25 protein-coding genes and 2 tRNA genes are annotated in these 19,235 nt (G+C 74.4%); 10 read left to right on the plus strand and 17 right to left on the minus strand.

Going from position 1 to position 19,235, the window contains the following annotated elements:
- The first annotated feature begins 112 nt into the window (after positions 1–112).
- Positions 113–427: an ankyrin repeat domain-containing protein gene (locus tag DNK53_RS15060; RefSeq protein ID WP_162599970.1), complete on the plus strand. Its 315-nt coding sequence runs from the start codon at positions 113–115 to the stop codon at positions 425–427.
- Between the two features lie 81 nt (positions 428–508).
- Positions 509–1,045 (plus strand): hypothetical protein, encoded by a 537-nt coding sequence (locus tag DNK53_RS15065; RefSeq protein WP_110183093.1) that lies wholly within the window; start codon positions 509–511, stop codon positions 1,043–1,045.
- A gap of 39 nt (positions 1,046–1,084) precedes the next feature.
- On the opposite strand, the gene DNK53_RS17620 is transcribed toward DNK53_RS15065, so the two are convergent.
- The 9 genes from DNK53_RS17620 to DNK53_RS15105 form a co-directional block, all read right to left on the minus strand.
- Positions 1,085–1,240, minus strand: coding sequence for a hypothetical protein (locus DNK53_RS17620; RefSeq protein ID WP_162599971.1), 156 nt, complete (start codon positions 1,238–1,240; stop codon positions 1,085–1,087).
- Between the two features lie 110 nt (positions 1,241–1,350).
- On the minus strand, positions 1,351–1,944 hold the full coding sequence (locus DNK53_RS15070; RefSeq protein ID WP_110183094.1) for a CueP family metal-binding protein: 594 nt from the start codon (positions 1,942–1,944) through the stop codon (positions 1,351–1,353).
- Positions 1,945–2,006: 62 nt separating this feature from the next.
- Positions 2,007–2,082: transfer RNA gene (locus tag DNK53_RS15075), tRNA-Ala, on the minus strand.
- Positions 2,083–2,132: 50 nt separating this feature from the next.
- Positions 2,133–2,972, minus strand: a complete 840-nt coding sequence (gene sepX, locus DNK53_RS15080; RefSeq protein ID WP_110183095.1) for a divisome protein SepX/GlpR — start codon at positions 2,970–2,972, stop codon at positions 2,133–2,135.
- 167 nt (positions 2,973–3,139) lie between these two features.
- Complete coding sequence (locus DNK53_RS15085) at positions 3,140–3,784, minus strand: GNAT family N-acetyltransferase (RefSeq protein WP_204163943.1); 645 nt, start codon at positions 3,782–3,784, stop codon at positions 3,140–3,142.
- Positions 3,781–4,272, minus strand: a complete 492-nt coding sequence (locus DNK53_RS15090; RefSeq protein ID WP_110183202.1) for a MogA/MoaB family molybdenum cofactor biosynthesis protein — start codon at positions 4,270–4,272, stop codon at positions 3,781–3,783. The genes DNK53_RS15085 and DNK53_RS15090 overlap by 4 nt, the downstream gene beginning before the upstream one ends.
- On the minus strand, positions 4,269–4,736 hold the full coding sequence (gene moaC, locus DNK53_RS15095; protein WP_275425761.1) for a cyclic pyranopterin monophosphate synthase MoaC: 468 nt from the start codon (positions 4,734–4,736) through the stop codon (positions 4,269–4,271). The genes DNK53_RS15090 and moaC overlap by 4 nt, the downstream gene beginning before the upstream one ends.
- A 10-nt stretch (positions 4,737–4,746) precedes the next feature.
- Entirely contained in the window at positions 4,747–5,994 is a 1,248-nt protein-coding gene (gene glp / locus DNK53_RS15100) for a molybdotransferase-like divisome protein Glp (RefSeq protein WP_110183096.1), read from the minus strand.
- Complete coding sequence (locus DNK53_RS15105; RefSeq protein ID WP_110183097.1) at positions 5,987–7,405, minus strand: UTP--glucose-1-phosphate uridylyltransferase; 1,419 nt, start codon at positions 7,403–7,405, stop codon at positions 5,987–5,989. Before DNK53_RS15105 ends, glp begins: the two co-directional genes overlap by 8 nt.
- A gap of 23 nt (positions 7,406–7,428) precedes the next feature.
- On the opposite strand from DNK53_RS15105, the gene DNK53_RS15110 reads away from it, so the two are divergent.
- On the plus strand, positions 7,429–8,076 hold the full coding sequence (locus DNK53_RS15110; RefSeq protein ID WP_239456554.1) for a 5-formyltetrahydrofolate cyclo-ligase: 648 nt from the start codon (positions 7,429–7,431) through the stop codon (positions 8,074–8,076).
- On the opposite strand, the gene DNK53_RS15115 is transcribed toward DNK53_RS15110, so the two are convergent.
- Positions 8,042–10,708, minus strand: a complete 2,667-nt coding sequence (locus DNK53_RS15115; RefSeq protein ID WP_110183099.1) for a penicillin acylase family protein — start codon at positions 10,706–10,708, stop codon at positions 8,042–8,044. The genes DNK53_RS15110 and DNK53_RS15115 overlap by 35 nt on opposite strands.
- A gap of 55 nt (positions 10,709–10,763) precedes the next feature.
- Between DNK53_RS15115 and DNK53_RS18455 the strand changes: the two genes are divergently transcribed.
- The 3 genes from DNK53_RS18455 (at position 10,764) to DNK53_RS15130 (ending at position 12,326) form a co-directional block, all read left to right on the plus strand.
- The gene (locus DNK53_RS18455; RefSeq protein ID WP_110183100.1) at positions 10,764–11,123 is read left to right on the plus strand and encodes an FmdB family zinc ribbon protein; all 360 of its coding nucleotides are present in this window, start codon (positions 10,764–10,766) and stop codon (positions 11,121–11,123) included.
- Between the two features lie 101 nt (positions 11,124–11,224).
- Positions 11,225–11,884 (plus strand): Flp pilus assembly protein CpaB, encoded by a 660-nt coding sequence (cpaB, locus tag DNK53_RS15125; protein WP_110183101.1) that lies wholly within the window; start codon positions 11,225–11,227, stop codon positions 11,882–11,884.
- Between the two features lie 70 nt (positions 11,885–11,954).
- Entirely contained in the window at positions 11,955–12,326 is a 372-nt protein-coding gene (locus DNK53_RS15130) for an MscL family protein (RefSeq protein WP_110183102.1), read from the plus strand.
- A 98-nt stretch (positions 12,327–12,424) separates the two neighbouring features.
- Here the strand turns inward: DNK53_RS15130 and DNK53_RS15135 are convergent, their stop codons facing one another.
- On the minus strand, positions 12,425–12,685 hold the full coding sequence (locus DNK53_RS15135; protein ID WP_110183103.1) for a hypothetical protein: 261 nt from the start codon (positions 12,683–12,685) through the stop codon (positions 12,425–12,427).
- A complete protein-coding gene (locus tag DNK53_RS15140) occupies positions 12,682–14,004 on the minus strand; it encodes an LCP family protein (RefSeq protein WP_162599972.1) in 1,323 nt (440 codons plus the stop codon). The genes DNK53_RS15135 and DNK53_RS15140 overlap by 4 nt, the downstream gene beginning before the upstream one ends.
- Positions 14,005–14,206: 202 nt before the next feature.
- Between DNK53_RS15140 and DNK53_RS15145 the strand changes: the two genes are divergently transcribed.
- Positions 14,207–15,427, plus strand: coding sequence for a saccharopine dehydrogenase family protein (locus tag DNK53_RS15145; RefSeq protein WP_110183105.1), 1,221 nt, complete (start codon positions 14,207–14,209; stop codon positions 15,425–15,427).
- Here the strand turns inward: DNK53_RS15145 and DNK53_RS15150 are convergent.
- Positions 15,417–15,806, minus strand: a complete 390-nt coding sequence (locus tag DNK53_RS15150; protein WP_110183106.1) for a YbaB/EbfC family nucleoid-associated protein — start codon at positions 15,804–15,806, stop codon at positions 15,417–15,419. The genes DNK53_RS15145 and DNK53_RS15150 overlap by 11 nt on opposite strands.
- A gap of 127 nt (positions 15,807–15,933) precedes the next feature.
- Positions 15,934–16,362, minus strand: coding sequence for an Hsp20/alpha crystallin family protein (locus DNK53_RS15155; RefSeq protein WP_110183107.1), 429 nt, complete (start codon positions 16,360–16,362; stop codon positions 15,934–15,936).
- Positions 16,363–16,473: 111 nt separating this feature from the next.
- On the opposite strand from DNK53_RS15155, the gene DNK53_RS15160 reads away from it, so the two are divergent.
- Positions 16,474–16,752: a MerR family transcriptional regulator gene (locus DNK53_RS15160; RefSeq protein WP_110183108.1), complete on the plus strand. Its 279-nt coding sequence runs from the start codon at positions 16,474–16,476 to the stop codon at positions 16,750–16,752.
- Positions 16,753–16,784: 32 nt separating this feature from the next.
- Here the strand turns inward: DNK53_RS15160 and DNK53_RS15165 are convergent.
- Positions 16,785–16,860 (minus strand) — tRNA-Arg (locus tag DNK53_RS15165).
- A gap of 69 nt (positions 16,861–16,929) precedes the next feature.
- On the opposite strand from DNK53_RS15165, the gene DNK53_RS15170 reads away from it, so the two are divergent.
- Positions 16,930–17,199 carry a DUF2277 domain-containing protein gene (locus DNK53_RS15170; RefSeq protein ID WP_110183109.1) on the plus strand — a complete coding sequence of 90 codons (270 nt, stop codon included), beginning with the start codon at positions 16,930–16,932 and terminating at the stop codon, positions 17,197–17,199.
- The gene (locus DNK53_RS15175) at positions 17,196–18,032 is read left to right on the plus strand and encodes an NAD-dependent protein deacetylase (RefSeq protein WP_110183110.1); all 837 of its coding nucleotides are present in this window, start codon (positions 17,196–17,198) and stop codon (positions 18,030–18,032) included. The genes DNK53_RS15170 and DNK53_RS15175 overlap by 4 nt, the downstream gene beginning before the upstream one ends.
- Here DNK53_RS15175 and DNK53_RS15180 read toward each other — a convergent pair.
- Both DNK53_RS15180 and DNK53_RS15185 read right to left on the minus strand, forming a co-directional pair.
- On the minus strand, positions 18,010–18,483 hold the full coding sequence (locus tag DNK53_RS15180) for a GyrI-like domain-containing protein (RefSeq protein WP_162599973.1): 474 nt from the start codon (positions 18,481–18,483) through the stop codon (positions 18,010–18,012). The genes DNK53_RS15175 and DNK53_RS15180 overlap by 23 nt on opposite strands.
- Positions 18,484–18,500: 17 nt before the next feature.
- Positions 18,501–19,214: an iron-dependent transcriptional repressor DtxR gene (locus DNK53_RS15185; protein WP_110183111.1), complete on the minus strand. Its 714-nt coding sequence runs from the start codon at positions 19,212–19,214 to the stop codon at positions 18,501–18,503.
- Positions 19,215–19,235: the final 21 nt, after the last annotated feature.

Here is a 19,235-nt window from a genome sequence, read left to right on the forward strand (position 1 = left end):
CCCCGCGGACCGTCCCGGCCAGCATGGCGAGCGGTCGCCCGGGGCGCCACCCCCCTTCTTCGGTACGCCGACCGGCTGCGCGCGACCGGGCGCCTGTGGCAGGCTCCTCCGCGTGTCGGGTGGTGACTGGAAGGACATGTACGCCGCGGCCCGCCGTGGCGACCTCGAGCTGGTCCGCTTCCACGTGGGACAGGGCGTGGACGTCGACTTCGCGCACCCGGAGTTCCAGTCCACCGCCCTCGTCACCGCCCTCCTCGCCGGGCACGCCGACGTTGCGACCCTGCTGCTGGACTCCGGCGCCTCGCCCGTGCTCCGCTCCGTCTTCGACGAGTGCACGCCCCTCGAGGCCGCGCTCCAGCGCAGCGGCGACCCCGGGATGGCGGAGGTCGCCACCCGCCTGCGGGCGGCGGGCGCGACCCTCTCCTGAGACGCCCCCGTCCCGGGCCTGGCCGGACTGCCATCCTTGCCCCGGCCCGTGGAGGGCGGGCCGGACACGGGAGGTGGGGACATGAGGACTCTGGCACGCGCGATCGCGACCGGGACCGCGGTGGCGGCACTCGCCCTGGGCGGCTGCTCCAGCGACGACGACGACGAGACCGGCACGGCGGAGACCCCCGCGGCCACGGACGCGGAGACCCCGGCCGGGGGCACGGGCCAGGGGAAGGGCGCCGGCAAGGGCAAGGGCGCCGGCAAGGGCGGCGGCAAGGGCGGCGGCAAGGGCGGGCAGTCCTCGACCGGGCTGCCGAAGGAGTTCCCCGCCGAGGTCTCGGTCATCGACGGCGAGATCATGTCGGTGACGCAGGACGCCGGCACGTGGCTGGTGCTCGCCCGGTCGGAGGCGGAGCGGGACGCGACGGTCAGCACGGCCGTCGCCCAGCTGCTCGACGACGGCTTCGTCGAGGACGACCGGGAGGAGACGGACGAGCGGGTCGTCGTCGACCTCTCGACCCCCGCCCACCGGGTCTCGTTCCAGGCCGTCGGCAACGACGACGGCACGAGCATGGTCAGCTACACCGTCAGCCCCCCGCTGCCCAGCGCCGGCTGAGGGCGACCGGGACGCGCGAGGCCCGCGGGACGCGGACGCTCAGTCGCCGTCCCCGTCGACGATCCCGGGCGACTCGACGCCACCTCCACCGGGACCGCCGTAGCGCTCGGTGTCGTCCTCGAGCTGGAGCGCCACCCGCTCCTCCGGCGGGGGGAACGGGGGCATCCGGGTGTAGTCCCGCGGCGTCTGACTCATCCCGGCAGCATGCCAGCGCGCCAGGGGTCGCGCCAGGGGTCGCGCCAGGGGTCGCGCCAGCGCGCGTGGCACCCTGTCCGGCGGCCCCGAGGCTCAGCCGCCTCGGCGGCTCAGGCCAGCCGCAGCGTCGTGAGGCAGGTGGGCGCCTCGACGTCGGTCGAGATCCGCGTCTCCCCCACCCGGCCGTCGTGGTCGACCCGCAGCGTGGCCTCGATGTCGCGAGGCAGCCAGACCCCGACGAAGCCGTTGTCGAACGAGGTCAGCACCTCGTCGACCAGGACCTCGTCGTGCGTCTCGTCGACGATCCGCACCTCCAGCTGCTCCGACCGGAGCTCGCCGCGGCAGGTGGTGAGCGAGTGGTGGAAGCAGTCGTGCGTCTCCTCGACCCACGGGGCGAAGGAGAGGTAGAACTCGTCCTCCGGCAGCTCCATGCCGACCTCCGTGCCGTCGGCGCTGAGCACCAGGACGTCCGGCCGGACCGAGGCCATCAGGTCGGTCGGCCGTGCTGCCACCGGCATCCGGTCCAGGTGGTCGACGATCTCGACGGCCTCCATGCCGTCGAGGCCGTGCTCGGCCAGCAGGGCGTCGGCCGCGGCGCCGGGCGGGGACTGGGCCGAGCCGGCGGCCCGGTCCTGCGGCTCGTCGGTGCCGCAGCCCGCGAGCAGGGCGGCGACGAGAAGCATCAGGGCGAGCAGCCTGGTCACAGATCCTCCCGGGAAAAGAAGGAACCGCCTCCCCGCCGGGGCGGGGAGGCGGTTCCTGGTGCTGGTGGAGCTGAGGGGATTCGAACCCCTGACCTTCTCATTGCGAACGAGACGCGCTACCAACTGCGCCACAGCCCCAAGCGAGACGGAACGTTAGCACCCGCGTCGGGCCGCGTTCCAATCGGGTTTCAGGAGCCGACGGCCCGGCGCTGCTCGCCGTTGTCGCCGCGCCCCTGCTCCTCGCGGGCGGACTCGTCGGCGGCCCGCGCGATCGCCGCGTCCTCGTCGGTGCGGCCCGAGGTCCAGACGCCGGTGGAGTCGAGGTCGATGGTCTGCACGGTCCGGCGGGCGGCCGCCGGCTTGGAGACGTACGTCGGGAGGGTGACCGGCACCATGTCCCACATCGACGGGTCCTGGACCACCACGTCGGGGGCGGCGGCGACGGGCGCGTGCTCGTCGTCCTGGGGGAGGGCGGCCGGCACCACGGGGACGTCGGTGGTCGGGGCGTCCTCGACGGCGACCACGCGGCCGGGGGCGGCGGGGGTCGTCCGGGCCGGTCGGGAGGGCTTCGCGAGCGGCAGACCCCGCTCCTGGCGGACCATCAGCCGGCAGGCGACCAGCCAGGCGACGAGGACGGCGCCGGGGACGGCGACGTACCACCACGAGAAGACGCTCGCCGCGGCGAGCGCGGTGACGACGACCAGGCCGAGCAGGATCACGCTGAGGACGTTGCGGCGGCGCCGGGCGGCGCGGTTGGCGGCGGCCCGACGCGCGGCCACGACCACGACCGTGGGGGCCGGCCCCTTGGTCTCGATGACGGGCACCGACGGCGCACGCCCGGGCGTGACCACGAGCCGCGAGTCGCGGGAGCTGACCGGCTCGCGGCGCGCGAGCACCCGCATGGTGCGCGAGAACCGCTCGACCGAACGCGTCCGCTGCACCTCGTCGTGGTGCTTGATCGCCTTGGGCACGAGGTAGGCGGCCCACGCCACGGCGAGGGCGACGAAGATGAGTGCGCTCAGGTCCACGAGTCCGAGGTTAGGTTCGACGACCGGAGTTGGGGCGGATGTCAAGGGTGTGTCGCAGAACAACTCCTGTGACTGGTGGTTTCGAGACGCTCGCTGCGCTCGCTCCTCAACCACCGGAGGCGCGGAGCCGAGCGAAGTGGTTTCGAGACGCTCGCTGCGCTCGCTCCTCAACCACCGGAGGCGCGGAGCCGCGCGAGGAGGCCGAGCGGGACCTCCTCGGCGGTGACGGCGAAGATGCGGTGGTCGCGCCAGTCGCCGTCGATGTGCAGGTAGCGGGGGGCGTAGCCCACCTCCCGCAGCTCCAGCTTCTCCACCACCCGCAGCGAGTTGCTGTTCTCCGGCCGCACGCAGACCTCGATCCGGTGCAGTCCACCGGCGCCGAAGCAGTGGTCGACGACCAGCGCCACCGCCCGGGGCACGATCCCGCGCCCCGCCACCGCCTGGTCGAGCCAGTACCCGACCGAGGCGAAGAGTGCCGAGCCGCGGACGATGTTGTTGACCGTCACCTGGCCCACCAGCCTGCCCTCGACCTCGATGGCGAACGGCATCGAGGTGCCCTCCCGGGCGGCGCGGTGCAGGCGCTGGACGAGCTGGCGGTACGTCGTGGGGCGGACGTCGCCGCGCGGCGGCACCGTGGCCTCCCACGGGCGCAGCCAGTCGGCGTTGCGCTGCCGGGCCCGGGTCCAGTCGTGCTCGTCGGCCAGCGCCAGGGGGCGCACGACGAGGTCGCCGTCGCGCAGGCGCGCGGGCCATCCGGGAGCCGGCGGGGCGGTGACCCACGTCGGCCAGCCGAGCCGCCCCGGGAGCCTCACGAGGCGCCGCGGTCGTGGTCGGAGCCGACGACCTGCTCCACCGCGTGGCGCAGGACCGGCCCGAGGACCGCGAGGCCGTCACGGACCCCGCCGCGCGACCCGGGGAGGTTGACCACCAGGCAGTCGCCGGCGACCCCGGCCAACCCGCGGGAGAGCATCGCCATGGGCTGCCCCTGGGCCAGGCCGTGGGCTCGGATCGCCTCCGCGATCCCGGGGACCTCGCGGTCGAGGACCGAGCGGGTCGCCTCGGGGGTGCGGTCGGTGGGGGTCAGCCCCGTCCCGCCGGTGGTGAGCACCACCCGGGCGCCGGCCGCGACGGCCGCACGGAGCGCCTCGGCGACCGGTTCACCGTCGGGGACCACGACCGGGGCGTCGACGACGAACCCCTGCTCGCGCAGGAAGTCGACGATCACCGGGCCGGTCTCGTCGGCGTAGACCCCGGCCGCCGCCCGGTTGGAGGCGACCACGACGCCGGCGGGCAGGCTCATCGCCGCCACTCCCCCGACTTGCCGCCGGTCTTGGACTCCACGCGCACGTCGGTGATGGTGGCCCCCTTGTCGACCGCCTTGACCATGTCGACGACCGTGAGCGCGGCGACCGAGACCGAGGTCAGCGCCTCCATCTCCACGCCCGTCCGGTCGTTCGTCGAGACGGTCGCCACGATCTCGACGGCGTCGTCGGCGACCTCGAGGTCGACCGTGACCGAGGAGACCTGCAGCGGGTGGCACAGCGGGACCAGCGAGGGGGTCTGCTTGGCCCCCATGATCCCGGCGATCCGGGCCACCGCGAGGGCGTCGCCCTTGGGCACCCCCTCGCCGCGGAGCAGCGCCACCACCTCGGGGCTGACCAGCACCCGGCCGGAGGCGACGGCGGTGCGCGCGGTCACCTCCTTGGCGGAGACGTCGACCATCCGGGCGGCGCCCGCCTCGTCCACGTGGGTCAGCCGGTCCACCGGTCCTCCTTCAGAAGTCCTCGTCCAGGCACAGCACCTGGACCATCTCCCCCGCGGAGAGCGCGGTGGCCTCCTCGGGCACGACGACGAGCGCGTTGGACGCCGCGAGGTCGCCGACCAGGTGGGAGCCGTGGCCGCCGACGGGCTGGACGAAGGCGCCGCCGCGGTCGGTGCCGTACGACGCGCGGACGAACTGGCGCCGACCCGGGGCCGACGAGATCGGGTGGGTCAGGCGGGCGCGGCGGGTGGGGCGCTCGTAGGGCAGCCGGCCCATCATCCGGCGCAGCGCGGGGAGCACGAAGACCTGGAAGGAGACGTAGGCCGAGACCGGGTTGCCCGGCAGGGTGAACACCGGGATCCGGTCCTCCCCGACGTGGCCGAAGCCCTGGGGCTTGCCGGGCTGCATCGCCACCTTGCCGAACCAGACCGTGCCCAGCTCGGAAAGCGCCTCCTTGACCACGTCGTAGTCGCCCTCGCTGACGCCGCCGCTGGTCACCACCAGGTCGGCGCGGACGAGCTGGTCGCCCAGCGCGTCGGTGAAGGTGCGGGGGTCGTCGGGCACGATCCCGACCCGGTAGGCCAGCGCGCCCGCCGCGCGCGCGGCGGCGGCCAGCAGGTAGGAGTTGCCGTCGTAGATGGAGTCGTGGCCCAGCGCGGTGCCGGGGTCGCGCAGCTCCGAGCCCGTGGAGATCACCACCACCCGGGGCCGCGGCCGGCAGCGGACCGTGGCCCGCCCGACGGAGGCCAGCAGCCCGAGGTGACGGGGGCCGATCACCGTGCCGTGGTCCAGCAGGAGGTCGCCGACCGAGACGTCCTCCCCGGTCCGCCGCACGTGCTGGCCGAGCTGGGGCTCGCGCTCCACGACCACCTCGGCCACGCCCCGGTCGGTCCACTCGTAGGGCACCACCGAGTCGGCGCCCGCGGGCATGGGGGCGCCGGTCATGATCTTGGCCGCAGTGCCGGGCGAGAGGGCGAGCAGCCGGGCCTGTCCGGCGCCGATCTCGCCCACCACGGGCAGCCGCACCGGGGCCTCGGGGGTGGCGCCGGCGACGTCGGCCTGCCGAACGGCGTACCCGTCCATCGCGGAGTTGTCGAAGCTCGGCAGCGCCACCTCGGCGTGCACGTCCTCGGCGACCGCCATCCCGAGCGCGTCCATCAGCGGCTGCGGGAAGTCGGGCAGGGGCGAGACGCCGGCCAGCACCCGCTGCACGAGGTCGTGCACCCCGGTCAGCGAGCCGGCGCCGCCCGGCTCAGCCATCGGACCGGGCGCCCTCGTCGGTCCCGCCGCCGATCACCGCGCCGGGCTCCACCCGCTGCGCCGAGTCGGCGTCGAGCTCGACCTCGCCGCGCAGGGTGACCCCCTTGCCGAAGGTCCAGTCGCCGTTGACCCGCAGGCTCGAGGCGCCCCGCAGCGACGGGGCACCCTCGGGGAACCGGCGGTCGAAGTCGTCGACCAGCTTGTAGTAGGAGGCGTCGAGGTCGACGAACGGCACCTGGTCGGCGCTCTGGTCGAGGGCGAAGTCGCCGCCCAGGTCGTAGATGTCGGAGCGGAGCACCAGCAGGTCGTTGGTCGTCTTGACCGGGACGAACCGGTCGCGACCGACCTCGATCGTGCGGGCGTCGGCGAAGACCTCGATGGCGGCCCCCATCGCGGTCTCGATCTGCACCACCTCGGGCGAGGACGGGTCGGCCGGGTCCACCGTCTTGACGTTGCGGATCAGCGGCAGGCCGAGGATCCCGTCGCGGGCGTCCAACGCCTCCTGCATCGCCCGCAGGTCGAACCACAGGTTGTTGGTGGAGGTGTAGCGGTGCCGGTCGAGGTCGGCCAGCGCGTCCTTGTCCTCCGGGAGGGTCTGCGCCGACTCGCGCAGCACGATCCGCCCGTCGGACCGGCGCCGCGCGAAGTGGCCGCCCTTGCGGTCCGAGGGGGTGCGCCGGACCGCCTCGATGGCGAAGGGCGCGCCGGTGCCGGCGAACCATCCGGCCACCCGCGGGTCGGGGGTCGCGCCGAGGTTGTCGGAGTTGGAGACGAAGGCGTAGCGGTAGCCCGCCTCGATCAGCTGGTGGAGCAGGCCCGTGCCGCGCAGCGCGGTGTAGATGTCGCCGTGGCCGGGCGGGCACCACTCGAGGTCGGGCTCCCGCGGCCAGGTGACCGGCTTGAGGGAGTCGACCAGCAGCTTGGGCTCCTTGTTCTGCAGGAACTCCAGGGGGAGCCCCTCGACCGGGAGGGCGTCGTAGCGGGCGATCGCCGCCATCGTGTCCTCGGAGGTCCGGAAGCTGTTCATGAAGACGAGAGGCAGCGGCGCGTCGTGCTGCTCGCGCAGGTGGAGGACCTGGCGGCAGATGATGTCGAGGAACGACAGCCCGCGCCGCACGCAGAGCAGCGACTTGGCGCGGTCCATCCCCATCGAGGTGCCGAGCCCGCCGTTGAGCTTGATCGAGACCGTCGCCCGGACCGCCTCGCGCGCGGCCTCCTCGTCGACCTCGACGTCGGCCAGCGACTCCATCTCCAGCGGCTCGATCGTCGACTCCGGGATCATCCCGGTCTCACCGTGCTCGAGGAGCCGGTGGTAGTGCGCGAACGTGTCGATCGCGACCTGGTCGACGCCCGCCTCCCGCATCTTCGCGGTGGCCAGGACGAGGCCCTCGGACTGTGGGTTGCTAGCCATGGGTCGATCGTAGGCTGGGGTGCGTGAGCGAGAAGCAGGTCCCCCGAACTCCGGACCCGAGCGCCGTGCGCGCCGCCAAGGGCGCCCTGCGCGACCGGGTGCTGGCGGCCCGGCGCCGCCGCTCGCCCGCCGACGCGGCGCGCGACGGGGAGCGGCTGGGGGCCCACCTCGCGGCGTGGCCGCCGGTACGCCGCGCGGCCGTCGTGGCGGCGTACGTCCCGACCCGCGGCGAGCCCGGCACGGGCCCCCTCCTCGACGCGCTGGCCGCCTCCGGCACCCGGGTGCTGCTGCCGGTGCTGCTCGCCGACGGCGACCTCGACTGGGCGGCGTACGCCGGCCCGGCCTCGCTCGCCCCGGCCCGGCTCGGCCTGCTCGAGCCGGTCGGGCCGCGGCTCGGCGTCGACGCCGTCGCGCGGGCCGACGTGGTGCTGGTCCCGGGGCTCGCGGTCTCGCCGGAGGGGGTGCGGCTGGGCCGCGGCGGCGGCTCCTACGACCGCGCGCTGGCTCGGGTCCCGCTCGGGGTCGCGACCTGCGTCCTGCTGCACGCCGAGGAGGTGGGGCTCGCCGTGCCGGCCGAGCCTCACGACCGCCCCGTGCGGGCGGCCGCGACCCCGGACGGCGTGCGGCTGCTGGGCGTCAGTCCTCCCCACCGTCCGGGCGGTCCGGCCTGAGCAGCAGCCGGTCCTCGGCCGCCTCCTCGACGGCCTCGCGGCTCGACGGCCACGGCAGCGTCCCGCCCTCGACGAAGAGCTCGGTCTGGTCGACGTAGTGGCCGCTGGCCGGGTGGCCCGAGACGCCGGTGAGGTTGATCCACCGCGAGCGGTCGAGGTCGGCGAGGGAGACCACCATCCGCATCGACGGCGCCGAGGTCACCGTGTAGCCCTCGGAGGCGTCCCACCCGGTCGCGTTGACCACCGACGAGCCGCCGCCGACCTCGTAGCCGGTCCGGTTGAGGAGCCGCTCGACGATCCCGACCCCGGAGGTGCCGAGCGTCTGGTTCTCCAGGTCCAGCTGGTGCAGGTCGCCCCAGGTCCACTCGAAGGGCCGCACCGACCTCAGCCGGGTCATCTCGTCGCGGGCGTCGACCACCGCCTGCCGCAGCACGTCGTCACGCACCTCCCGGACGTCCTCGGTCTCCCGGTCGTCCCACAGCGGGTGGGCGGGCTCGTCGAGCAGCCGGTCCACCACGGTGAACCAGCGGTCGCCGCCCGTCGGGTGGATGCGGTCGGGCAGGTCGTCGTGGAAGGCCAGCCGGAGCAGGTTGGACCAGACGACGTTGAAGTACGCCGCCGCCGCGCTGCCGGCCTCGTCCTGGCCGTCCCACCCGGCCAGCAGGTCGAGCCCGTCGCGCTGGTACTGGGTCTCCAGCTCGTCGAGGTCGAGCAGGTAGGGCACGAGCACCTCGGCCATCGGGTTGAGCTCGTCGGTCTGGATGTCGAGCATCTCCTCGAGCGTGACGTCCTGCTCGGCCTCCAGGAGGGTGCGGATCCGCTCGGAGCGGAAGCCGTGGTCCCAGTCGTCGGTGAGGCGGTAGGGGTACTCCTCCCCCACGACGGCCTGGTTGGCCGTGACGACGAAGCCCTCCGCGGGGTTGAGCACCGACGGCAGCGCGTCGAACGGGACGTGGTCGCCGGTCCAGTCGTTGCGGGGCAGCCACCCCTGCGCGGGGACCCGGCCGTCGTGGCCGGGCCGGCGGACCGGCACGAGGCCCGGCGCCTGGTAGCCGATGTTGCCCTGCGTGTCGGCGTAGACGAGGTTCTGCGCGGGGACGGCGAACTTCGCGGCGGCCCCGCGGAACTCCTCCCAGCCCGAGGCCCGGTTGAGCTCGAGGATCGCGTCGGCGGTGGTGCTGGGCTCGAGCGCGGTCCAGGCCAGCGCCACGGCGTACCCCTCGGCGGGCGTCGCCCGCCCCGACCGGCGGTCGGCCGCCGCCGCGTTGGCACCCACCGAGCTGGCCTCCTGGGAGACGTCGGAGATGAGCGGCCCGTGCTTGGTGCGGCGCACCCGCAGCGTGAAGTCCTTGCCGTCGCGGACCCGGATCGTCTCCTCGCGGACCTCGAGCGGCAGCTGGCGGCCGGCGCGCGTCCAGGTGTCGCCCCGGACCTTCTCGAGGTAGAGGTCGCTGACGTCGGGGCCGAGGTTGGTGAAGCCCCACGCGATGTCGGCGTTGTGCCCGATCACGACGCCCGGCAGCCCGGAGAACGTGAAGCCCGAGACGTCGAGCGTGCAGTCAGGGGTCCGCTCGCGGCAGTGCAGCCCCATCTGCATCCAGATCCCGGGCAGGCTCACCCCCAGGTGTGGGTCGTTGGCGAGCAGCGGCATCCCGGTCGCCGACCGCTCCCCCGACACGACCCACGAGTTGGAGCCGAGGCCGTCGCCGCGGCCCAGGATCGGCGGCAGCGCCGCCAGCCCCTTGCCGACCTCCTCCAGGACGGCCACGGCGGCCGGTTCGGCGGGCACCGGGGCGAGCACGGGCGGGACCGAGCCCTCCTGGGTGAAGCGGCCGTCGACCACCGCCCCGCCAGTGACGATCGGCGCGTGCCGCGCGGCGTCGTACGGCGGGTGGAGCAGGTCGACGGTCTCCGCGTCGTTGTCCAGCGAGGCGACGACACGGTCGATCTCCTCCTGCATGTTGCCGCGCAGGTCCCACGCCATCGCCTTGAGCCAGGCCAGCGAGTCCACCGCCGTCCAGTCCTGCGGGGCGTAGCTGAGGCCGGTGAGGCCCAGCAGCGTGTACTCCACCGCGATCTGGGAGGGCGAGTGCTCGTCGAGGTAGGCGTTGACCCCGGCGGCGTAGGCCTCCAGCGCGCCGCGTGTCTCGGGGGAGACGAGCGTCAGCTCCTGCTCGGCGACCCGACGCCAGCCCATCGTGCGGATGTACTTGTCGGTCTCGAGCGCGGTCTCGCCGAAGAGCTCCGACAGGCGGCCGGCGGTGACGTGGCGGCGCACGTCCATCTCGAAGAACCGCTCCTGGGCGTGGACGTAGCCCTGGGCCCGGAGCAGGTCCTCGTCGGTGTCGGCGTAGAGCTGCGGGATGCCGTGCTCGTCGCGAAGCACCTCGACGTCGGCGGCCAGGCCGGGCAGGACCAGCTCGCCGTCGGTCTGCGGCAGCGGGCGGCGCACCATCACCACCGCCGTCGCGACGCCCGCGAGCAGGACCAGCACCAGGGCGACCGCCGTGTAGGTCGTCACCCGGGCCCAGCGGGGCCAGTGGAGGAAGGTCCGCCACCAGGGAGTCCGGTGGTCGTCGTCGTGGTCGTGGTCGTCCGCGGGGTCGGGGGTGGCCGTGCTCTCGTCGCTCATCGCGCGCCCATTGTGCCGCCTCGGGGTCCACTTCCCGTGACGTAAACTGTGCGGCGTGCCGACCTACCAGTACGCCTGCACCGAGTGCGGGCACGCCTTCGAGCAGTTCCAGAGCTTCAGCGACGACGCGCTGACCCACTGCCCGCAGTGTGACGGACGCCTGCGCAAGGTGTTCAACGCGGTGGGCGTGGTCTTCAAGGGCTCCGGCTTCTACCGGACCGACAGCCGCTCCGGCTCCTCCTCGTCCGGCTCGTCGTCGGGCTCCACGTCCGGCAGCACGTCCGGCTCGTCCTCGTCGGGCTCGTCCTCGTCGGACTCGTCCTCGTCGGACTCGTCGTCCTCCGGCTCGAGCAGCACGTCCGGCTCGTCGTCGTCCGGCTCCTCGAGCACCCCGAAGGCCACCACCGCCAGCTGAACGGGCCTCCTCGTGCGCCCCTCCCTGTGGATGAGCCGGCCGCCCTCCGGGCTGGGGAGGAGACGCGGTCGGGAGCGTCGCGACGCGCCTAGCGTCGCGGCATGCCTGAGGACCTCCTCCCCTCGTCCGTCGACCGCGCCCGCTCCCGGGCGCGGCGGTTCTGGCGCACCCGGGTGCTCGCACACCGCCGGCTGCTCGTCGCCGCCTGCCTCGGCGTCGCGGTGGCCGCGGGCGTGCGGGCCGTCGCTCCCCCGCCGCCGGCGACCGAGCCGGTCCTCGTCGCCGCCCGGGACCTCCCCTCCGGCACGGTGCTGACCTCCGACGACCTCGTCCGGGCGCGGTGGCCCGCCGGCTCCCGGCCCGACGGGGCGGCGGCGCGCTGGGCGGGGCGCACCCTGGCAGCGCCGCTGCGTCGCGGGGAGCCCCTCACCGACGTGCGGCTGACCGCCCCCTCCCTGGTCGACGGCTACCCGGGCCTCGTGGCCCTGCCCGTCCGGCTGCCCGACGCCGCCGCGGTCGGGCTGCTCCGGGTGGGCGACGAGATCGACCTCGTGGCCAGCGACCCCGAGGCCGGGACGGCGGAGGTGGTGGCCAGCGGCTCCCCCGTCCTCGCGCTCCCGCTCGACGACGCCGGGGGCGCGGTGGCCGCCGGGCAGCCGACCGGGGGCCGGCTCGTCGTGCTGGGTCTGACCCCGGCGCAGGTGCGGACCGTCAGCGCAGCGGCGGCGCGTGAGTTCCTCACCCCCGCGTTCGCGCGCTAGCGTGCCGAGGTCCGGTCCTCCGGACACCCACCTGTCTCCCCTCTGGGGAGCTCGGACCCGAGGAGTACGCATGACCGGCTTCAAGAACTTCATCATGAAGGGCAACCTCGTCGAGCTGGCGGTCGCCTTCATCATGGCCACCGCCTTCGCGGCGGTCGTGACGGCCACGGTCGCCCTGATCATGGACCTCATCGGCAAGGTCGGGGGCACGCCCGACTTCTCCAGCTGGACCCCGGGCGGCGTCTCGGTGGGCGCCTGGCTCACCGCCCTGATCTCGTTCCTCATCCTCGCGGCGGTCGTCTACTTCCTCATCGTGACGCCGTACACCAAGGCGCAGGAGCGCTTCTTCCCGAAGAAGCCCGAGGAGGAGGGCACCCCGGCCGACGTCGCGCTGCTGGAGGAGATCCGCGACCTGCTGCGGGCGCGCCAGGGCAACGTCTGACCACTGCCGCACCGGACCGGGGCACGACCCCGGTCCGCCGCCCCGCCCCCGCGGCGGCGGCGCGCACCGCCGACGGGTCTTCGGTCGGCCGTGGGGCGTCAGCCGCCGTGGTGGGGCGGGACCTGGGCCCGGAGCCAGGCGTCGGAGGAGGACTCCAGACCGCCCGGCTCCGGGTCCCGTTCGTCGGAGGTCGTCTCGGGCAGCACGTCGCCGAAGACGCGCGCGAGGCGTCGCTGCCGCTCCCAGTCGGACTCCCGCGTGGCTGCGTCCTGCGGGCCGGACTCCCGCGTGGCTGCGTCCTGCGGGCCGGACTCCCGGGGGTCGGGCTCCTGGGGGCCGGGCTCCTGGGGGCCGGTCACGCGCAGAGGCCTTCCTTGCGGGCGGCCTCGACCTCTTCCTCGGTCGGCCCCTGGGTCGCGCTGGGCGACGGGGTCTGCGTGACGGACGGCGAGGGCTCCTCGGTGGGCGTCTCGGTCGGGGACGGCTCCTCGGTCGGCGTGGCCTCCTGCGTGGGGGTGGCCGTCGGGGTCTGGCCGGGCGGGGCCGCGGCGCTGATCGCCCCCTCGCGCTGGGTGCGCGAGAGCGGCTTGTCCTTGCCGATCTTCTTCCAGAGCTTCTTGGCCTCCTGCTCCTTCCAGGCGACCCGACCGCGGAACTCCTCGCGCTGGTCGTACTCCCACGGCACGGTGAGGAACTGGACCTGGTCGAGGCCGACGTCCTGCAGGCTGAGGCCCAGGCCGCCGAGCTTGGTGAGGTTGCGGAGGCCGGGCGAGACCGTCAGCGACTCCGTCGCCGCGTCCAGGAAGCCGTAGAGCCGGTCGGGGCGGGCCAGGGTGCCCTTGGAGACGACCTTCTTGACCATCGAGGCGACGAAGTTCTGCTGGCGCTTGATCCGGCCGATGTCGGAGCCGTCGCCCAGCGTCGCCCGGACCCGGACGTAGCCGAGCGCCTCGTCGCCCTTGAGGACGCGGTCCTTCCCGCCCTTGATGAAGATGTTGTGCTCGGTGTCGTTGATGTCCTCGGGGATGCACACCGGGACGCCGTCCACGGCGTCGACCATGTCCTTGAAGCCCGCGAAGTCGACGACCACGAAGTCGTCGAGGGCGATGCCGGTGTTCTGCTCGAACTGCTCGACCGTGCACGCCTCGCCGCCGAGGGCGTAGGCGGCGTTCCACATCTGGTCCTCGCCACCCGGGATCTCGTTGTCCTCCCCGCAGTCGGGACGGGTCACCAGCGAGTCGCGCGGGATCGAGACGCCGTAGGCGCGCTCGCGGTCCTCCGAGATGTGGAGCAGGATCGTCACGTCGGAGACGCCGCCGCCTGCCTCCTCGTCGAGCTTGTTGCCCTCGCCCGACCGGGTGTCGGAGCCCAGCACCAGGATGTTGAGCGCGCCCTTGGGGCCGAGGTCCTCGGGGCGGTCGTCGACCTCGTCGAAGGCGTCGGAGACGGTGATGTTGCCGTTGAGCGAGCGGTAGACGAACGCGGTGCCCAGGCCGGTGACGAGGCCCAGCACGACGAGCGAGGCGAGCAGCACCGTCCCGACGGTGTGCTTCTTCTTCACCTTGCCCTTGCGCTTGCCGCCCTCGTCGGTCTCCTCGGCCACCCCGTCGCCGGGGGCGTGCGCGCCGAGACCGTCAGGGGTGCCGACCGGGTCCTCGGGAGACTTCTCGTCGGACACGGTCACCTCGTCTTGGGCTCGGGGACGCGCCGACCGGACGGGTCGGCGCGGCGAAATCTACAGGAGAGCGCACTGCTCAGCCTGCCAAGTGTCCCCGGGCGGGTGCCTCGGGGCAAATGACCCGCGCCCTCTCCCGGCCCGGCCCGCCCCGCGCCGGTGCGGCACGTCGCGGGCGTCACGTCCGCCCTGCCACGATGGGGCGATGAACGTTTCCCCCGCCGACCTCGACCGCGACCACGACCGCGACCTGGACCTCGTCCTGATGGGCGCCACCGGCTTCACCGGCGGGCTGACCGCCGAGCACCTCGCCGCCCACGCCCCGCGCGACCTGCGGTGGGCGCTGGCGGGGCGCTCCGCCGAGCGGCTGGAGGCCGTGCGCGCCCGGCTGGCCGCCGAGCACCCCCACCTGGTCGACCTCCCGCTGGTGGTGGCCGACTCGGGCGACGAGGCCGACATGGCGCGGCTCGCCGCCTCCACCCGGCTGGTCGTCACCACGGTCGGCCCCTACCTGCACCACGGCGAGGCTCTGGTCGCCGCGTGCGCGGCCGCCGGCACCGACTACGTCGACCTCACGGGCGAGCCGGAGTTCGTCGACCGCACCTGGCTCGACCACCACGCGACGGCGGAGGCCTCGGGAGCCCGGCTGGTGCACGCCTGCGGCTTCGACTCGGTGCCGCACGACCTGGGCGCGCTCTTCACGGTGCAGCAGCTGCCCGACGACGTCCCGATCGAGCTGCGCGGCGTGGTCCGCTCGAGCGGCACGTTCTCCGGCGGCACCTTCCACTCGGCGGTCAACGCGATGTCCCGGCTCAAGGAGTCGAAGCAGGCCGCCAGCGCCCGGCACCGGCAGGAGCGGCGCCCCGAGGGCCGCACGTCGCGGGCGGTCGCCGGCACCCCGCGCCGGGACCCCGTGCTCGGCTACTGGCTGCTCCCCCTGCCGACGCTCGACGCGGCGGTGGTGGCGCGCAGCGGCGCCGCGCTGCCGACGTACGGGCCGAAGTTCCGCTACGCCCACTTCGCCGGGACGAAGACCCTGCGGTACGCCGCCGGCGGGGCCGTCGCGGTCGGCGCGCTGGCCGCGGTGGCCCAGCTCCCGCTGCTGCGCCGCCAGCTGCTGGCCCGCGTGCCGCAGGGCGTGGGGCCCGACCCGGCCCGGCGCGACCGCGCGTGGTTCACGGTCGACTTCGTCGGCGAGACGGTGCCGGTCGACGGCTCGGAGCCGCAGCGGGTGCACACCCGGGTGAGCGGCGGCGACCCCGGCTACACCGAGACCGCCAAGATGCTCGCCGAGGCAGCGCTCTCCCTGCTGCTCGACGACAACCCGCCCACCAGCGGGCAGGTCACCACCGCCCAGGCGATGGGCGAGCACCTCACCCGGCGCCTGCAGGACGTCGGGATCAGGTTCGAGGTGGTCAGCGGCTGACGTCGTCGCGGACCAGGCGGGGGCCGGTGCGACGGGCGGTCTCGTGCTCCGTCCGCAGCACCACGGGGTCGTCGGCCCCCCACGTGGCCCGGGTCCGGTCGCCGACGCGGTCGGCGACGTCGCGCTGCGCGGCGCGGTGCGCGGTCAGCAGGCGACGGCGCAGGTCGACCCCGCCGACCAGGCCGGGGCCGAGGTCGACGTCGAGCAGGACCCCGGTCGAGCTGACGGTGACGGTGACGCCCTCGCAGCTGCCGGTGCCCCGGACGGCGCCGAGCTCCTCGCGCAGCGCGGAGGCCTGGCGCAGCCGGGCGATCGCGGCCTCGGTCTGGGCCTCGATGGTGGCGATCACGTCGGCCGCCCGGGTCCCCCTGGTCGTCATGGGCCAAGCCTGACGCACTCGACCCCCCTCGCGGAGCGGTTTCGCCGGAAAGCGGCGGTGGGCCCGGTCACGGGTGACCGGGCCCACCGTCCGGACACCGCGGGAGCGCCGGAGCGCCGGTCGGGGCTCAGCCCGCGAGCTCGGCGGGCTTGTCGCCGGCCACGCCGCCGATCTCGATCTTGCGCGGCTTGGCCCGCTCGGCCACCGGGACGAGCAGCCGCAGGACGCCGTCGGCGTACGAGGCCTCGATGCGGTCGAGGTCGAGGTTGTCGCCGAGCACGAGCTGCCGGCTGAAGACGCCGCGCGGCCGCTCGGAGGCGAGCATCTCCCAGTCGCCGTTGCGGGCGACGCGCTCGGCCCGGACGGTCAGGACGTTGCGCTCGATGTCGAGGTCGATCGAGTCCTTCGCGACGCCCGGCAGGTCGAACTCGATGACGAACCGCTCGCCCTCGCGCCAGGCGTCCATCGGCATGACGGCCGGCCGGTTGGTGGTGCCCATCAGCTGCTGGGCGAGGCGGTCGAAGTCACGGAAGGGGTCGGTGTTGCGGAGCAGCATGGCGGGTTCCTCCTCCTCACGGATCTGTAACAACGGATATAGATTTTGTAGCACGTCCGATACAGTCGTTCAAGTCGCCGGGAGCACCCGGCCCGACCGGCAGGAGGAGCGATGGGCTCGTCGTCGACCACGGGCGTCTACGCCATCTCCGTCGCGGCCTCGATGGTCTCGATGGAGATCCAGAACCTGCGGGTCTACGAGCGCCGGGGCCTGGTCGCGCCGGGCCGCACGGCCGGGGGCACCCGGCTCTACTCGTCGCAGGACATCGAGACGCTGCACCGGATCCGCGAGCTGCTGGCCGAGGGGCTCAACCTCGTCGGCATCGCCCGCGTCCTCGAGCTCGAGGCCGAGGTACGCCGCCTCCGCCGCCGGCTGGCCGAGGACGACTGAGCCGACCGCTCCGGTCGCGGTGGTGGCGGTGGTGGTGCCCCAGGCAAGAGTCGAACTTGCGACCTTTCGCTTAGGAGGCGGCTGCTCTATCCACTGAGCTACTGGGGCGTGGCCCTCGCGGGCCGGGGAACATCTTGGCACGACCGCGGGGAGCCCGCGCGGCGTACCCTCGAGGGCATGTGCCGCAACATCCGCCCGCTCAACAACTTCGCGCCGCCGGCCACCGACGACGAGGTGGCCGCGGCTGCGCTGCAGTACGTCCGCAAGGTCAGCGGGACGGCCCGCCCGTCGGCGGCCAACCAGGAGGTCTTCGACCGGGCCGTCGCCGAGGTCGCGCGGATCACCCGCGAGCTGGTCGACGGTCTCGTGACCAGCGCCCCGCCGAAGGACCGCGAGGCCGAGGCGGCGAAGGCCCGGGCCCGGGCCGAGCTGCGCTACGCCCGATGACCGGCCGGACGACGGACGAGGCGCTCGCCCTGCTGGCCGACCGTCCGCTGGTCGTGCTGACCGGGGCGGGGCTCTCGACCGACTCCGGCATCCCCGACTACCGCGGCCCGGGCTCCCGGCCGCGCGCCCCGATGACCTACCAGGAGTTCGTCGCCACGCCGCAGGCCCGGCGGCGCTACTGGGCGCGCAGCCACCTCGGCTGGTCCCGGATGCGAGGGGCCGAGCCCAACGCCGGGCACCGGGCCCTGGCCGCGCTGGACCCCGGGCTGCTGATCACCCAGAACGTCGACGGGCTCCACGAGGCGGCCGGCTCACGACGGCTGGTGGCCCTGCACGGACGGATCGCCGACGTGGTCTGCCTGGACTGCCGGGCGACCTCCTCGCGGAGCGCCCTGCAGGAGCGGACGGAGGCGGCCAACCCGGGCTGGGCAGCCCGGCACGCCGACGTCGCCGACAACCCCGACGGCGACGTGGAGCTCGACGACACCGAGGGGTTCGTCGTCCCCGGCTGCACCGGCTGCGGCGGGCGGCTCAAGCCCGACGTGGTCTTCTTCGGGGAGAACGTCCCCGCGCCCCGCGTGGCCCGCTGCTACGCGGCGGTCGAGGCGCTCGCCGCGGCCGGCGGGGCGCTGCTGGTCGCCGGCTCCTCGCTCACGGTGATGAGCGGCCTGCGCTTCGTCAAGCGGGCGGCGCGCGACGGCGTCCCCGTGGTGATCGTCAACCGGGGCGCCACCCGCGGCGACCCGCTCGCCACGCTCACGGTGGACGCCGGGTGCAGCGACTTCCTCACCGCCCTGGCGGCGGCCCGGCTCAGCCCCGCAGCAGCCAGCTGACCCGGGTGCGCATGGAGGCCGGGTCGGCCTCGGGGGTGGGCTCGGTCAGGTAGCTCTCCCACATCACGTCGGCGAGCTCGACCCCCTGGTCGGCCGCGAAGGCCCGCAGCCGCTCGTAGGTCTCCCCCAGCCGGTCGTAGGCGCCGACGTGGAGCGCCTGGACGACCATGCCCCCGGGCAGCTCGGTCCCGGTGATCCCCGCCGCCGTGTCGACCGGCCGCTGGACCGGGAAGCCGGCCGCCACGTCGACCGTCGCCCCGGGCGTCCCGCGGTAGACCGCCAGCGCCGGGCCGACCCGGCCCACCTGCTGGCGCTCCAGCTCGTCGGCGACCGCGTCGAACGCGCGGTCGTAGAAGCTCGTGAGCTCCTCGACGGCCACGCTCTCCCGGAGCACCGCCACCGGCACGGGCTCGACCAGGACGATCTCGGGCTCCCCGTCCACCTCGACCACGACTCCCCCTCCCCGGCTCAGACCGGTCGTGCGTCGGCCGCCCGCTCCACGGGCGTCACGAAGATGTGGTCCGCGGCCTCGAGGTCGACCTCGGCGGTCTCGCCGCCCGAGCCGACCAGGACGCCCTCGGTGGTCGCGACCACCACGATGGACCGGTCGGGCAGCGCCCCGACCCGGCGCAGCGCGCTCATCAGCGCCTCGTCCTTCTGCAGCTCCTCGGAGATCCGGCGCACGTGCACCCGGCCCTCCTCCGACCCGGCGGCCCTGGCCAGCGGCACCACGCCCTCGCGGAACTCCTCGGGCGCGGTCTCCTGGCCCAGCTCCTCGAGCCCGGGGATCGGGTTGCCGTACGGCGACTCCGTGGGGTGGTCGAGCAGCTCCAGGAGGCGGCGCTCGACGGTCTCCGACATCACGTGCTCCCAGCGGCACGCCTCGGCGTGGACCAGCTCCCAGTCGAGGCCGATCACGTCGGTCAGCAGCCGCTCCGCGAGGCGGTGCTTGCGCATCACCCGGGTCGCGAGCCGCAGCCCCTGCTCGGTCAGCTCGAGGTGCCGGTCGCCCTCGACGGTGAGCAGCCCGTCGCGCTCCATCCGGGCCACCGTCTGCGAGACGGTCGGGCCGCTCTGGTGCAGCCGCTCCGCGATCCGGGCCCGGAGCGGGACGATCCCCTCCTCCACGAGCTCGTAGATCGTGCGGAGGTACATCTCGGTGGTGTCGATGAGGTCGCTCACCCGCCCCATTCTGTCCCATCG

Origin of the sequence: Nocardioides solisilvae (genome assembly GCF_003194625.1) — a bacterium.
Lineage (GTDB): Bacteria > Actinomycetota > Actinomycetes > Propionibacteriales > Nocardioidaceae > Nocardioides > Nocardioides solisilvae.